Genomic DNA, 14738 nt, shown 5'->3' with positions numbered 1-14738 from the left:
CAAAACCTGAATTTTGTCAGTGCGGCATCAGAGCTTTTTCTGCATTAAAACAAGGTCGATCCAACGATCGAACTTGAAACCCACCTCGGGCAGAGTTGCAATCTCGACAAAGCCAAGCGCCGCATGAAACGACCGGCCCGCCGGATTTTCACCACTCACCCCAGCCCACAGCGCATGCACCCCTGCCTTGCGCGCCTCGGATTCCAAGGCGTGCATCAGCGCCCGTCCGACACCGCTGCCCCGCGCAGAGGCGGCCAGCGCGATGGAATGTTCCATGGTGCGCGCATACCCCGGACCAGAACGGAACGGGGCATAGCTTGCGTATCCCGCGGCAACGCCCTGTATCTCGACCACCTGAAATGCAGGCCCCCGCGACATGATATCGGTGCGCACGCCATCAACGGTTTTACGCTCCGTCGTAAAGGTGATCGTGGTGTGGTCGATCACCTCGTTCATGATCCCCCCCAGCGGCTCGGCATCCGCAGCGCAGGCTTGGCGGAGGATCATTTCAGGACATGCACGCCGCGATCCGACCGCAACACCGCCTGCATTCCCCTATCGGGGGCCGTGTCAAACTGCACACGGGCGTCTTGGAACACCGGCAATAACCGCGCACGCAGGTCGGTCATATCCGGGCCAGAGAGCGTCAGCGCCTCGAGCCGCAGACCCGCCCCGGCCAACGTATGCCCCGGAGGCGTGTCGGTGTGCCACTGGATGATCGCCGGGAATTGCCCGCCAAACGGCAAACGCCCGTCTTCGGGCACCAGCATGCTCCAGCTGATCGCGCCCCGCGTCAGATGGACCGGCACGCCCGCTTCGGGGAACATGGCGTGTGCTGCGGCAATGTCGTCACAACGCAAAATCCATTTGTTCAGCCGTGCAGGACCGGCGAAATCATCCAAGCCAAACCAACGCGGATAGGCTGGTTTCGGCTGCGACGGATCAGGCGCGATGGCTTCAAAGTAAAGCCCGTCCGCCAGCCCCAGAAGTCGATTATGCGTGGCATAATGCGTGTGCTGCCCGCCTGTGCCCAAAGGCACACCGAAGGCCGCCTCACTATGGGCAACCGCGTCCTCGAGCGTCTGGCCCGCCACCGCGATGTGATCCAGTTCGAACATCTCAGTCTCCTTGCAAGGCGCGGAGGATTATCCGTCACCGGAAAATCGCGGATGCGGTGACGCATCCGCAGCCCTTAACTGCGCGCTTCGCGGATAAGGCGCAAGATATCCTGCGCCGCTTCGGGGATATTGGTGCCTGGACCAAAGATCGCCTTGACCCCTGCATCATAAAGGAACTGATAATCCTGCTGCGGGATCACCCCGCCGCAGATCACCAGAATATCGCCCGCCCCCTGCGCCTTGAGCTCTTGCACCAGTTGCGGGGCCAGCGTTTTGTGACCCGCCGCCTGTGACGAGATCCCGATCACATGCACATCATTGTCGATGGCGTCCTGCGCCGCTTCAGCCGGGGTCTGGAACAGCGGGCCGACATCCACGTCAAAGCCGATATCGGCAAAGGCCGTGGCGATGACCTTGGCTCCCCGATCATGGCCGTCCTGCCCCATCTTGACCACCAACATGCGCGGACGGCGGCCTTCGTCTTCGGCAAACGCCTCGACCGAGCGCTGAATGGCGGCGAAGCCTTCATCGCCCTCGTATGCGGCACCGTAAACACCTGCCAGGGTTTTCACTTCGGCCCGGTGACGGCCAAACACTTTTTCCATCGCCATGCTGATTTCCCCCACTGAGGCCCGTGCGCGCGAGGCTTCAACCGCAGCCTCCAAGAGATTGCCACCCTCTGCGGCCCGTCGTTCCAGTTCCGCCAAAGCGGCATCACACGCCGCCTGATCACGGGTCGCGCGGATGCTTTCGAGCCGGGCAATCTGCGACAGACGCACCTTGACGTTGTCCACATCCAGAATGTCGATCGGGTCTTCCTTGGCCAGACGGTACTTGTTGACCCCGACAATCACATCTTCGCCCCGGTCGATCAGGGCTTGCCGCATGGCCGCTGTTTCCTCGATCCGCAGCTTGGGCATGCCAGAGGCCACCGCCTTGGTCATGCCACCCATTTCGTCAACTTCGACGATAAGTTTCCATGCCTCTTCGGCCAGATCATGGGTCAGCTTTTCCACATAATACGACCCGGCCAATGGATCGACCACCTTGGTCACGCCGGTTTCTTCCTGCAAAATCAACTGTGTGTTGCGTGCGATCCGGGCCGAAAACTCGGTTGGCAAGGCAATCGCTTCGTCCAGCGCGTTGGTGTGCAGCGATTGCGTGCCGCCCAGAACCGCCGACATCGCCTCATAGGCAGTGCGGATCACGTTGTTATAGGGGTCTTGCTCCGCAAGGCTCACACCAGAGGTCTGGCAATGGGTGCGCAGCATCTTGGACTTGGGATCCTTTGCGCCCACTTCGGTCATGATCCGGTGCCACAGCATCCGTGCCGCACGCAGCTTGGCCGCTTCCATGAAGAAGTTCTTGCCGATGGCAAAGAAAAACGACAAGCGCCCAGCAAATTTGTCCACATCCATCCCGCGATCCATCGCAGTTTTGACGTATTCCTTGCCGTCCGCCAGCGTGTAGGCCAGCTCTTGCACAAGGTTCGCGCCTGCCTCTTGCATGTGGTAGCCGGAGATCGAAATCGAGTTGAATTTCGGCATCTGGTCCGATGTGTATTCAATGATATCGGCGATGATCCGCATCGACGGCTCGGGTGGGTACACATAGGTATTGCGCACCATGAATTCCTTGAGGATGTCGTTCTGAATCGTCCCCGACAGCAGCGCGCGATCGACGCCCTGCTCTTCGCCCGCGACAATAAAACTGGCCAAGATCGGAATGACTGCGCCGTTCATCGTCATGGACACCGACACCTTGTCCAAAGGGATACCGTCGAAAAGGATCTTCATGTCCTCGACGCTGTCAATCGCCACACCCGCCTTGCCAACATCGCCCACCACGCGCTCGTGATCGCTGTCATAACCGCGATGCGTCGCCAGATCGAAGGCAACCGACACCCCCTGCTGACCAGCAGCAAGGTTCTTGCGGTAAAACGCGTTCGAATCCTCGGCGGTTGAGAAGCCGGCATATTGCCGGATCGTCCAGGGACGCCCCGCATACATCGTCGCCTTCACCCCGCGCGTGAATGGCGCCTCACCGGGGATGGTGCCCAGATGCGGCAGGTCTTTCACATCCTCTTCGGTGTAAAGCGGCTGCACCTCGATCCCCTCAAGGGTCTTCCATGTCAGCGCATCCAGCGGTTTGCCCCGAAGTTCCTTCTCGGCCAAAGCGCGCCATGTGTCTTTCTTGGCTGTCATTGTATCTGGTATCCTTTTGTCTTCGCCCGTGTCGCGCCCTGTCGGAACGCACCCACCAGCGGTGAGGGTCTGGTGCCGCAAACCGGGATGTTCTGCGGCGCAGGCCCCCCCGGCAAAAATGCAGCAGTCACTTTTTTGCAAGTCAGTCCGTTTCGCACCTTCGCATTGGGCATCGCGCGCCCTATGTTTCGTAGCATGAACAAACTTTTACCCGTGATGTTGGCCGCCCTGATGCTCAGCTCTCCCGTTTCGGGACTGGCACAAGACAGCGGCGCAACCGTAGACGATCTGTCAATCGACATGATCCGGTCCGCGCAAGACGTGACGCTTGAGGAGTTCCTCTGGATCAAGCGTCCGATCCTCGTGTTTGCCGATAGCCCGGCTGATCCGCGATACGTGCAACAGATGCAGTACTTGCTGGGCGATCTCAACGCGCTGGACCTGCGCGATGTGGTGATCATCACCGACACCGACCCCGCCGCACGCTCTGCGGCCCGGCTTGCCCTGCGCCCACGCGGGTTCATGCTGGCCGTGATCGACAAGGACGGTGGCATCAAGCAACGCAAACCGCTACCCTGGAGCGTCCGCGAAATCAGCCGCGTCATCGACAAGATGCCCACCCGGCAACAAGAGATCGAAGACCGGACAGACGGGTTGCCACGGGGATAGGCCATTTCGATATGACTGATATGGGATAGAGCCACATTCATTCGAAGAAACTCTCTTCCAATGTAGCAATCTTGAAGGTCTCGGTGACCCGGCAGCCAATCTCATGAGCGATCATCAGGTTTGCCAGTTGAACACCGTCCACAAGAACAATTCGCGCGCCCAGTTTTTCGGCCGTTTGTCTCGCGGACGGTGAAAAGCTGGATGTCGTCACGAAAATGCCCTTCGTGACGTCCTTCATGCCCAAAGCACCGTAGAAATCGCGGATCGCTCCACTCCCGACAGTATTCTGCGCTGCGTAGCGTTTGGCTTGAATATAGACCTGATCAACACCCAGACGGTCGAGATTGATGACACCATCGACACCGTCGTCGCCCGACATGCCAATGACTTCACCCGACCCGGAACCATAGCCGTAACCCATTGCCAAAAGAAGACGTACAATCACGTCTTCAAAGAACTTTGGCTCACTTTCGCGCAGGCGATCCAGCAGATCATCCGCCAAAGCAGCGGTGATCTTTGTGTGTGCTGACCTGAGAACTTCATCAGGAGTAGTCATGTCAGTTTCAGTGCTGTCGTCGGCGGATGGTTCACGCGTCTGGGAACTCCGGTTCTGGAAGTCCTGAAATTCAGAAAACTGGTGAAGAAATTTCGTGTTGATGTCTTCTTTTGCGGTTGCGAGCACATCTTTGCCCACGGGCGTAATTTCGAAGTGCCCTCTGCGTGGACTTTTCAGTAACCCAGCCTGCTTGAGGTAGGTCCGCGCCCAATGCACGCGGTTCGCCATTTTGGTCTGTTTGCCGCTTGGCAAGAGTTCTTCTCTTTCCGACTCCGTGAGTTCAAACGCATCGGACAGCTCTTTGACAGCGTCCGACACCTTTGTCTCGCCGCATGCGGCCAGTTCAAGAACTGGCCGCATCAAGGATTGGAAGTCTGGGACCATCGCCCTATTCGAACTCCATGATCACGTCGTCCACGGCAAGGCTGTCGCCTGCGGCAGCATTGATCTTGGATACGGTGCCTTTGCGTTCGGCGCGCAGGATGTTTTCCATTTTCATCGCCTCGACAGTGCACAGCGCCTGCCCTTCCTGCACTTCGTCGCCCTCGGCCACATCGACCTTCACGATCAGACCCGGCATCGGACACAGCAGCAGCTTGGAGGTATCGGCAGGGACTTTCTCGGGCATCTTGCGGGCCAGCTCGGCCTGACGCGGGGTGCGGACATGCACCTTGAGCGCCGCGCCGCGTGTGCGGATTTGGAACCCGCCCGACACCTTGCCGACCTTCATCACCAGTGGATCGCCGTTGATCGTCATATGCGCCAGTTGGTCACCGGGCGTCCAGTTGCCGCTGACACGCAAGTCCGATCCATCGTCGAACCGCACGGTAGAGCCGTCATGGTCAGCAGCGATGGTGACATCGAAATCCTGGCCCTGAAGCGCCACGTTCCACACATCGCCCACATGGCGTTCGTGATTGTCAAGCGTGCCCGATATACGTGCACGCCGGATCTCGGCCACACGGTTCATCGCAGCCGCCGCCGCCGCCACCCGCTTGAGCGCCTCTTCACCCAGCGTCACGCCCTCAAAGCCGTCGGGATATTCCTCTTCGATGAACGCCGTGGTCATTTCACCGGCGATGAACTTGGGATGGTCCATCACTGCCGCCACGAAGGGCAAATTGTGACCGATGCCTTCGACCTCAAAACTGTCGAGCGCGTTGCGCATCACCTCGATCGCCTCGGCGCGTGTCGGCGCCCATGTGCACAGCTTGGCGATCATCGGGTCGTAATACATGCTGATCTCACCGCCTTCGAACACGCCGGTGTCGTTGCGCACGATGCCTGCGCCCAAGGGGCCTTCGGCAGGCGGACGGTAGCGCGTCAGGCGGCCTATAGACGGCAGGAAGCCGCGATACGGGTCTTCGGCATACAAACGGTTTTCAATCGCCCAGCCATTGATCTTAACATCCGCCTGCGTGATCGTCAGCGGCTCCCCATTGGCGACGCGGATCATCTGTTCCACCAGGTCAACACCGGTGATCAGCTCGGTCACAGGGTGTTCCACCTGCAAGCGGGTGTTCATCTCAAGGAAATAGAAATTCCGGTCGCCATCGACGATGAATTCCACCGTACCCGCGCTGGTGTATCCAACGGCTTTGGCCAAAGCGACGGATTGTTCGCCCATCGCCTTGCGGGTCGCCTCATCCAGAAACGGGCTTGGTGCTTCTTCCACAACCTTCTGGTTGCGGCGCTGGATCGAGCATTCCCGCTCGTTCAGGTAAATTCCGTTGCCATGCGCATCGCAGAGCACCTGAATTTCGATATGGCGCGGTTGGGTGACGAATTTTTCGATGAAAATCCGGTCATCCCCAAAGCTGTTGGCCGCTTCGTTCTTGGAGCTTTGGAACCCTTCGCGCGCTTCGGCATCGTTCCATGCAATCCGCATGCCCTTGCCGCCGCCCCCGGCGGACGCCTTGAGCATCACCGGATAGCCGACCTGTTGCGAGATCTTGACCGCTTCGTCAGCGTCTTCGATCAACCCCATATAGCCGGGCACTGTCGAAACACCCGCTTCCTGCGCGATCTTCTTTGAGGTGATCTTGTCCCCCATCTTTTCGATCGCGCCAACAGGCGGGCCGACAAATGCCACGCCTTCCGCCTCAAGCGCCTGTGCGAATTTCGGGTTCTCGGACAGGAACCCATACCCCGGATGCACCGCCTGCGCGCCGGACTGACGCACGGCGTCCATCACCTTGTCGATGACGATATAAGATTGGTTGGCAGGCGGCGGACCGATATGCACCGCCTCGTCCGCCATTTCGACATGCAAGGCGTTCTTGTCGGCATCCGAATAGATTGCCACGGTCTTGATACCCATCTTGCGGGCTGTCTTGATGACCCGGCAGGCGATTTCGCCCCGGTTGGCAATCAGGATCTTGTCGAACATATCAGTCCCTTTCCGTCGTTCTTATCTTGGCCGGGGACACATCCCGCAGCGATGGCATGAAAAAGACCGCCCGGGCGCAACGCCCGAACGGTCGAAATCTTAACAGTCAATGGTCGTGCTGAAAGGTCAGCAGCGATCCGGGTAGGTCTGGCAATAGGCAACGTTGGCCGCGCCGCCAACCGCCGCCCCGGTGAGCGGATCGCCCCCGGTTGCAACGGCTGCACCAGCGCCGGCCGCACCGCCCAGAAGCGCTTGCTCGCCCAGCGTGTCCCCACAGGCCGACAGGCCAAGCAGCGCAACAAAGGCCCCCGCGATACCCGGTTTGATTTTGTGCATGTCCATGTGTCTACTCCTGTAAGGGTCATTGCCTGACCAAGAGTAACACCTCGAATTGCCCCACGATGCCAGCCCGAGCCCGCACGGGAACCGGTTTGAGCAATTCCTTGCTTCTTCTTGTAAAACTCTGATTCTGAACAGAAAAAACCGGACGCTTGGCATGGGGTGTGACCAAGACGTCCGGCAGGGGAAGGGTAACGGTGAACAAATGGCGCAATCTGCCAGCGCCAAGTCACTAGGAACATTCCAAGTGTCTCACAATCGTCAGGCCTGTCAATCAAAGCCAGAGCACAACCCATGGTATCGGCTTTTTCCCGCGCATTTTGACATGGAACAAGCGGCATCACGCCCATTCTCCGTCGTCAAAGGCTTCGGGGAACGATGCCCGCGCCACCTGCTCATTGATGATCAGCAGCGACTCGTAGCTTTCGGGATCAAACGGATCGTCATAGGGCAGCACCTCGCGGCCAAACAGCCAGCTGAGCCGCCCTGCATCCAGGTTGCCCCGCTCGAACGGGGCATCCCCGAAATGCACCCAAAGCGCCGCCATGAATGCCACATCGGCCCGCTTGTCGGGCGGACGCCGGTCACGGTAGCGCTCGCGCTTGGTCAGGGGCGTGATGCCCTTGGGATTGGCCCTGCGAATGACAAATTGGAAATCGGTGCCCGGAAGACGGCCCGGAAAGCCGCGATGCTTCAGCATGGGACTGCCCCGCGACGCAGGCGGGAAAAGGGGGCGGACGCCTCGGTCCGCCCCATTTCAAGTTTACTTGTATTTGCCGCTATGCATGGGCTCGTGACTGATCGGCTCTGGGTCGATAATGACGAACTCTTCTTCAGCCTGCTTTTGCGCACATGCGGAAAGCACTGCGAAAAGGCCGACTGCGGCAAGAAGCTTGATGCTCTTGGACATCTTGTTCTCCTGTCAGGTTCAAAAAAGGACCCAACAAGACCTGTTGATGGTCCTGCCTGTCCTCGGTTCGAGGTAATGACTGCTTGGGTGCAGTCGGCGTCAGAATACCCCAACTCAGGATTAAAAAGATATCCACACCCCAACACATACCCGCGCTGTGACGCAAAAGACTCAAACCGTTCACGAGGTGAACAAGAGGCCGCAACATATTGTGGACGCATCAGAAAAACTCCAAGATGCAGGTCTCGTCTTCGATGCGATACGCCTCGAAAAACTGGATGACGCCGTCATTGGCGACGCCGAATTCGGTCTCTTCTTGCCCAAGCGAAATGACAATCTGGTTCGGCTGAGGCCCTGTCACCGCAACCCGCGGTATTGCAAAACGCTCGCACAGATACTGCATATCCGCCTCGACATCCTCGTACTCCCGCCCCGCCGACCCGATCTCGGGCGCAACAAAACGGAACCGGTACACCAACCCATCCCCCGGCTGGTCCCAGATCATTTCCTGAAACGTCACAGGCTGGCCCGAAGGAACGGAAAGAAGGTCATCAGAAGCGCCCACAGACTTTGCCAGAAACACGCATGCGCCGATCCAGACAAACTGCCCTGCTCCTCCCGTCGCCACTGATGACCTCCTCTGTCAGGTGCGTGCTCGCACGCACCGTTGCCGTGGTTAAAGCGGAATATTGTCGTGCTTCTTCCACGGCATTTCCTGCTTCTTCGAACGAAGCGCAGCGAACGCCCGCGCGACCCGTTTGCGCGTGCTGCGCGGCTGGATCACTTCGTCGATAAAGCCCCGCTCTGCCGCCACGAAAGGGTTGGCAAACCGGTCTTCATATTCCGCCGCATGGGCCGCGATCTTGTCTGCATCCCCAAGATCGGCACGGTGGATGATCTCGGTGGCACCCTTGGCCCCCATCACCGCAATCTCGGCGGTGGGCCAAGCATAGTTCACATCCGCCCGCAGATGTTTGGACGCCATAACCACATAGGCCCCGCCATAGCTTTTGCGGGTGATGACCGTCACTTTCGGCACCGTCGCCTCACCATAAGCAAAGAGCAGCTTTGCCCCGTGCTTGATCACGCCATTATATTCCTGTGACGTTCCAGGCAGGAAGCCCGGCACGTCCACCAGCGTCAGGATCGGGATGTCATAGCAATCGCAGAACCGCACAAAGCGCGCGGCCTTGCGGGCGCTGTCGATATCCAGAACGCCGGCCAGAACCATCGGCTGGTTCGCCACGACACCCACGGTCTGGCCTTCAAGCCGGATAAACCCGGTGATGATATTCTTGGCGAAATCTTCCTGAATCTCGTAGAAATCGCCTTCGTCGGCAAGCTTCCAGATCAGCTCTTTCATGTCATAGGGCGTGTTGGCGTTCTCTGGCACCAGCGTGTCGAGCGAATGTTCCACGCGGTCCACATCATCAAAGAACGGCCGTACCGGCGGTTTCTGACGGTTGTTGAGCGGCAGGAAATCCACCAGACGGCGCACTTCGGCCAGGGCTTCGACGTCGTTCTCGAACGCACCATCGGCGACAGAGGACTTGCGCGTGTGGGTTGTGGCGCCGCCCAGTTCCTCGGCGGTGACCTGTTCATTGGTCACTGTCTTGACCACGTCCGGGCCAGTCACGAACATGTAGCTGGAATCTTTGACCATGAAGATAAAGTCGGTCATCGCCGGTGAATACACCGCGCCACCCGCGCACGGCCCCATGATCACACTGATCTGCGGAACCACACCCGATGCCATGATATTGCGCTGGAACACCTCGCCGTAACCGGCAAGGCTGTCGACGCCTTCCTGAATGCGCGCACCACCGGAATCGTTGATACCGATCACCGGCGCGCCGTTCTGCATCGCCATATCCATGATCTTGCAGATTTTCATCGCGTGGGTGGCCGACACTGACCCGCCCAGAACGGTGAAATCCTGGCTGAACACATACACCATGCGGCCATTGATCGTGCCCCACCCGGTGACAACGCCGTCGCCTGCCGGGCGGTTCTTTTCCATCCCAAAATCGGTGCAGCGATGGGTCACAAACATGTCATATTCTTCAAAGCTGCCCTCATCGAGAAGCAGTTCAACCCGTTCGCGCGCGGTCAGCTTGCCGCGCGAATGCTGCGCGTCGATGCGTTTCTGCCCGCCACCCAAGCGGGCATCGGCGCGGCGGGTTTCCAACTCTTGCAGAATATCTTTCATGGACCGTCCCTTTATCGCTTTGCGCGGAACATACTGCGACGCCGCGTCACCTCAAGCCTTAATCAGCAAATTTGCAAACTATGAAAATCGGCTTGATTGCAAATTGCAAACCTGCAAATCCGCAAATTGTATCGCTACATATCGGAATATGGACATTCCTCAACCACAGGCGTAGCGATTGAGAATGAGTTATGCCTCCAAGGTCCGATTTCTGGACCGCTCAACACCGCCACATATTGTCACACTGATCCTGCTCGCAGGGCTTTCGGCATTGGTGATGAACATCTTCCTGCCGTCTCTGCCAAACATGACGGCCTATTTCCAGACCGAATACTGGCTGATGCAACTGTCCGTCGCGGTCTATCTGGCGGTGAACGCGGTGCTGCAACTGGTGATCGGTCCGATCTCGGACAAGATGGGGCGCCGCCCGGTGATCCTGTGGGGGATCGCGGGGTTTTGTCTGGCCACGCTGGGCTGCATCTATGCGCCTGACATCTACACCTTTCTTGGCTTTCGCATGGCACAGGCGGTGATCGTGACCGCGATGGTGCTCAGCCGCGCGGTGGTGCGCGATTGCGTCCCCCAAGATCAGGCCGCGTCGATGATCGGTTATGTCACGATGGGCATGGCCGTGGTGCCGATGATCGGCCCGGCTTTTGGCGGCGTGCTGGATCAGTATTTCGGCTGGCAGGCGAATTTCTGGCTGCTGTTGATCCTTGGCTTTGGCCTGTTCTGGCTCACCTGGTCCGATCTTGGCGAAACCGCTGCGGTGAGCGGCCTGACACTGCGCCAGCAATTCGCCCAATATCCCGAGCTTTTGACCAGCCCGCGCTTTTGGGGCTATGCCACCGCCTCGGCCATGTCGTCGGGTGCGTTCTTTGCCTATCTCGGCGGCGCGCCATATGTCGGCACCGAGGTGTTCGGCATGTCACCCGCGGTGCTTGGCTTTTTCTTCGGTGCTCCGGCCATCGGGTACTTCCTGGGCAACTTCATCTCGGGACGCTATTCCGCACGGATCGGCGTGAACCGGATGGTTCTGGTCGGCACCTTCATCAACTGCACCGGGATTGTGCTGTCGATGCTGGTGTTCTGGCTGGGCTTTGGCACAGAATGGACCTTCTTTGGCTTCATGACATTCGTGGGCCTTGGCAACGGAATGACCATCCCCAATGCCACCGCTGGTATGCTGTCGGTGCGTCCGCATCTGGCAGGCACCGCATCGGGGCTGGGCGGGTCAATCATGCTGGGGGGCGGTGCCGCCCTGTCGGCGCTCGCGGGGGCGTTGCTGGTGCCCGGCACGGGCGCGTGGCCGCTTTTGTGGATCATGCTGGCCACGGCGGTCTGCGCGATCCTTGCGATCCAGATGGTGATCTGGCGCTCTGAGCGGCTTGCGGGGCTGGACAGCGCCGGATGAATTTGCAAACTCAAAGCTGACCGGCTGCAAAGCTGCAAAGCAATGAGGATGCAATGCCCACTCAGAAACTTTACGCCGGTGCAAAGCTGCGCGAGATCCGCACGCGGCTGGGCATCACCCAGCGCGATTTCTCGACCAAGATGGGCGTGTCCCTGCCTTATCTGAACCAGATGGAAAACAACAAGCGCCCGCTGTCCACAACCGTTGTTCTGGCGTTGGCGCAGGAATTCGGCGTTGACGTGACCGAACTGGGTCAGGGTGACGCGGAACGCATGATCTCGGACATGCGCGAGGCGCTGGCCGATCCGGTCTTTGCCGATGCCGCCCCGCCCGTCGCGGACCTGCGCCTGACCGCATCAAACGCGCCCGGCCTTGCACGCGCGTTTCTCGAACTGCACCGCGCGTACCGCCAGACACATGAGCGGCTGGCCTCTCTGGACGAAGCGTTGGGCCGCGAAGGCGCGCAATTGCAGCCCTCGCCCTGGGAAGAGGTCCGCGATTTCTTCCATTATTGCGACAATTACATCGACGCCGTGGACAAAGCCGCCGAACGGGTCGCCACCAAGCTCACCGGCACCGACCGCGTCCGCGCCGCCATTCGCGGGCTGGAGGCCGAAGGGCTGCATGTGCGCTTTGCCAATGTGCCCGACCTGCGCCGCTTTGACGAATTGCGTCAGGAACTGACCCTGTCGTCGCTGGCCGCCCCCGAGACGCAGACCTTTCAGATGATGCTGCAACTGGCACTGACCCGGCAGGCCAAGCTGCTGGACGCGACGCTGGATCTGGCGCGGTTTCAGTCCGACGCCGCCCGCGATATCGCGCGGCTGGGGCTGGCCAATTACTTTGCCGGGGCCGCTGTCATGCCCTATGGCCAATTCCTGCAAGCGGCCAAGGACACGCGGCACGATCTTGAACTGATGGCGCGGCGCTTTGGCGCGTCGATTGAGCAGGTCGCGCACAGGCTGTCGACGCTGCAACGCCCCGGGGCCAAGGGCATTCCGTTTTTCTTTGTACGGGTCGATCAGGCGGGCACGATCACCAAACGCCACTCGGCCACACGGCTTCAGTTTGCGCGGTTTGGCGGGGCCTGTCCGTTGTGGAATGTGCACAGCGCCTTCGAGACGCCGGGCCGGTTCCTGCGGCAATTGGCTGAAACACCCGACGGGGTGCGCTATATTTCACTGGCGCGGGACGTGTCCAAAACCGGCGGGCATTTCGGCGCGCCTGTCCGGCGTTACGCGATTGCGCTGGGATGCGAGGTGAAGCACGCTGGCGCGCTGGTGTATGCGGACGGGTTGGATTTGAACCGCGACGGCGCGTTTGAGCCAATCGGGATTTCCTGCCGCATCTGCGAGCGGTCGAACTGCCACCAGCGGTCGGTTCCACCTTTGGAGCGAAAGCTGACGATCCAGACGCATCGGCGTGGAATCTTGCCCTACGAATTGACGTGAGTACGGTCACGATGCGGTGACGCATCATGTGTTGCCGTGGACGGAACCGCTGGGGCTCTGCCCCAGACCCCGAGGTATTTTAAGCCCAAAGAAACCTAGACCTGCGAGACCGGCCAGCGGTGCGCGAGGTTGGCCATGATCGCGCGGTCCGTGTTATCGAGCGGGCCTTTGGCGCCCGGTCGGAACCGGAGGCGAACGGCGTGCAGCAGAGTGTCTAGCGGGACGGCTGCGGTGTAGCCGAAAAGCCTGGCGTTTGCCTCAAAATCACCGTCGCCCTTGGCATCAGGCCAGATGGCAAGGCCCTGCCGTGCAAGGCGTTGCCAGTCGAACTTTGCGCCGGGGTCAATCTTGCGACCCGGAGCCATGTCGGAATGGCCGATCACTCGTTCCGGCGGGATGGTGTGACGGTCCATGATACCCGCGACAAGCGTTTCGAGCGTGTCCATCTGTTTGGCGGCGAAAGGTGTGCTGCCGGTATTGGCGATCTCGATTCCGATAGAGCGGGAGTTCACATCCGTGACCGGCCCCCACGCCCCTGCCCCCGCATGCCATGCGCGGGCATCTTCCGCGACCAGTTGCCAAACGGTGCCATCGGGGCCCAGAACATAATGTGCAGAGACCTGTGCCTCCGTGGCGCACAGCCAGTCGCGCGCCTTTAGGGCGCAGTCCATTGCGGTATAGTGCAGGACGATGAGGTCAGGCCGCGCCCCATCCCGGCGCGGTCCGCAATTGGGCGACGGATGCCAAAGGGGCGTCAGTTGCGCACCGCCCGGAACGGTGCCGGATCCCACGCGCAGGCAAACCCGTCGCCATCGGGATCAAGGGTCTGGCGGTCCCGCTCTGGGCCGCCATTGGCAAGGAATTCTTCCTGCGCCAGATCCGCCGAGGTGAACGCCGCGCAGTTGCGCAGGTGGCGGTTCTCGGAGGCAAAGGACGACCGGCGATAGATCGGTGCACCTTTGGGGTTCGTCGTCTGCAACGCATAGGCCACGATATTGGGCGCATTGCTGCCGGGGCGCGTTGGCAGCGCCTCGGGTTGAATGATCTGGTAGCGCGCGCGGTTCTGCGCAATCAGCGCCGCATCGCCTTCGATGGAGCGCGTGTTGGACACCGCGTCAAAGTCGTTCTCGGCAGAAATTCCGGCCGCGTTTTCAACGATCTGCGGTGCGGGATTGCTGGGCGAGGCATTGACCGGATCAACGCCGGAATTGCTAAGACGGGCGTCAAGCGCGGCCTGATCCAGCGGACCGGTCGCGGACAAAGGCGCACCCGAAACGGAGGGCGGAGCGCTTATCGTGGCAGGGGCTGCGCGCCCTTCAAGCACCGCATCGCGGCGTTGCTGGTAGGTGTCGTAGCGGTCGAACCCGACGCCTTGCGCGCTGTCGGGAATGTTGCTGGCGCAGGCGGTCAGCGCAAGCAGTGCAACGCCCCCGGCCAGTGTGCGGAAATACAAATGTCTTTGTGTCATATCCTGCCTCA

The 14738-nt window shown here is 60.1% G+C and carries 15 protein-coding genes; 3 read left to right on the top strand and 12 right to left on the bottom strand.

Annotation, left to right across the window (positions count from 1 at the left end; genetic code table 11):
- Nucleotides 1-27: 27 nt before the first annotated feature.
- The 3 genes from ACSHXH_RS06935 to scpA form a co-directional block, all read right to left on the bottom strand.
- A complete protein-coding gene (locus tag ACSHXH_RS06935; protein ID WP_435671057.1) occupies nt 28-507 on the bottom strand; it encodes an N-acetyltransferase family protein in 480 nt (159 codons plus the stop codon).
- A complete protein-coding gene (locus ACSHXH_RS06930) occupies nt 504-1118 on the bottom strand; it encodes a VOC family protein (protein ID WP_435671056.1) in 615 nt (204 codons plus the stop codon). Before ACSHXH_RS06930 ends, ACSHXH_RS06935 begins: the two co-directional genes overlap by 4 nt.
- Before the next feature lie 74 nt (nt 1119-1192).
- The gene (gene scpA / locus ACSHXH_RS06925) at nt 1193-3322 is read right to left on the bottom strand and encodes a methylmalonyl-CoA mutase (RefSeq protein ID WP_435671055.1); all 2130 of its coding nucleotides are present in this window, start codon (nt 3320-3322) and stop codon (nt 1193-1195) included.
- 195 nt (nt 3323-3517) lie between these two features.
- Between scpA and ACSHXH_RS06920 the strand changes: the two genes are divergently transcribed.
- Nucleotides 3518-3991: a DUF4174 domain-containing protein gene (locus ACSHXH_RS06920; RefSeq protein WP_435671054.1), complete on the top strand. Its 474-nt coding sequence runs from the start codon at nt 3518-3520 to the stop codon at nt 3989-3991.
- 37 nt (nt 3992-4028) lie between these two features.
- On the opposite strand, the gene ACSHXH_RS06915 is transcribed toward ACSHXH_RS06920, so the two are convergent.
- The 7 genes from ACSHXH_RS06915 to ACSHXH_RS06885 form a co-directional block, all read right to left on the bottom strand.
- A complete protein-coding gene (locus tag ACSHXH_RS06915; protein WP_435671053.1) occupies nt 4029-4907 on the bottom strand; it encodes a restriction endonuclease in 879 nt (292 codons plus the stop codon).
- A 28-nt stretch (nt 4908-4935) separates the two neighbouring features.
- Entirely contained in the window at nt 4936-6936 is a 2001-nt protein-coding gene (locus tag ACSHXH_RS06910; RefSeq protein WP_435671052.1) for an acetyl-CoA carboxylase biotin carboxylase subunit, read from the bottom strand.
- Nucleotides 6937-7062: 126 nt separating this feature from the next.
- Entirely contained in the window at nt 7063-7278 is a 216-nt protein-coding gene (locus tag ACSHXH_RS06905) for a hypothetical protein (protein ID WP_435671051.1), read from the bottom strand.
- 337 nt (nt 7279-7615) lie between these two features.
- Nucleotides 7616-7975 carry a hypothetical protein gene (locus ACSHXH_RS06900; RefSeq protein ID WP_435671050.1) on the bottom strand — a complete coding sequence of 120 codons (360 nt, stop codon included), beginning with the start codon at nt 7973-7975 and terminating at the stop codon, nt 7616-7618.
- Between the two features lie 63 nt (nt 7976-8038).
- A complete protein-coding gene (locus ACSHXH_RS06895; protein ID WP_435671049.1) occupies nt 8039-8185 on the bottom strand; it encodes a hypothetical protein in 147 nt (48 codons plus the stop codon).
- Nucleotides 8186-8405: 220 nt separating this feature from the next.
- A complete protein-coding gene (locus ACSHXH_RS06890) occupies nt 8406-8813 on the bottom strand; it encodes a DUF6497 family protein (RefSeq protein ID WP_435671048.1) in 408 nt (135 codons plus the stop codon).
- Between the two features lie 48 nt (nt 8814-8861).
- On the bottom strand, nt 8862-10394 hold the full coding sequence (locus tag ACSHXH_RS06885; RefSeq protein WP_435671047.1) for an acyl-CoA carboxylase subunit beta: 1533 nt from the start codon (nt 10392-10394) through the stop codon (nt 8862-8864).
- Nucleotides 10395-10578: 184 nt separating this feature from the next.
- Between ACSHXH_RS06885 and ACSHXH_RS06880 the strand changes: the two genes are divergently transcribed.
- Together ACSHXH_RS06880 and ACSHXH_RS06875 are read left to right on the top strand one after the other, a co-directional pair.
- A complete protein-coding gene (locus tag ACSHXH_RS06880; RefSeq protein WP_435671046.1) occupies nt 10579-11808 on the top strand; it encodes a multidrug effflux MFS transporter in 1230 nt (409 codons plus the stop codon).
- 53 nt (nt 11809-11861) lie between these two features.
- Nucleotides 11862-13259 carry a helix-turn-helix domain-containing protein gene (locus tag ACSHXH_RS06875; RefSeq protein WP_435671045.1) on the top strand — a complete coding sequence of 466 codons (1398 nt, stop codon included), beginning with the start codon at nt 11862-11864 and terminating at the stop codon, nt 13257-13259.
- A 95-nt stretch (nt 13260-13354) separates the two neighbouring features.
- Here the strand turns inward: ACSHXH_RS06875 and ACSHXH_RS06870 are convergent, their stop codons facing one another.
- The gene (locus ACSHXH_RS06870; RefSeq protein ID WP_435671044.1) at nt 13355-14050 is read right to left on the bottom strand and encodes an N-acetylmuramoyl-L-alanine amidase; all 696 of its coding nucleotides are present in this window, start codon (nt 14048-14050) and stop codon (nt 13355-13357) included.
- Nucleotides 14014-14727, bottom strand: a complete 714-nt coding sequence (locus ACSHXH_RS06865; RefSeq protein ID WP_435671043.1) for a hypothetical protein — start codon at nt 14725-14727, stop codon at nt 14014-14016. Before ACSHXH_RS06865 ends, ACSHXH_RS06870 begins: the two co-directional genes overlap by 37 nt.
- Nucleotides 14728-14738: the final 11 nt, after the last annotated feature.

The sequence above is a fragment of the Marivita sp. genome (assembly GCF_051251565.1).
Lineage (GTDB): Bacteria > Pseudomonadota > Alphaproteobacteria > Rhodobacterales > Rhodobacteraceae > Marivita.
Note: the sequence above shows the minus strand (reverse complement) of the source record. Positions and strands in the feature narration are given on the sequence as shown.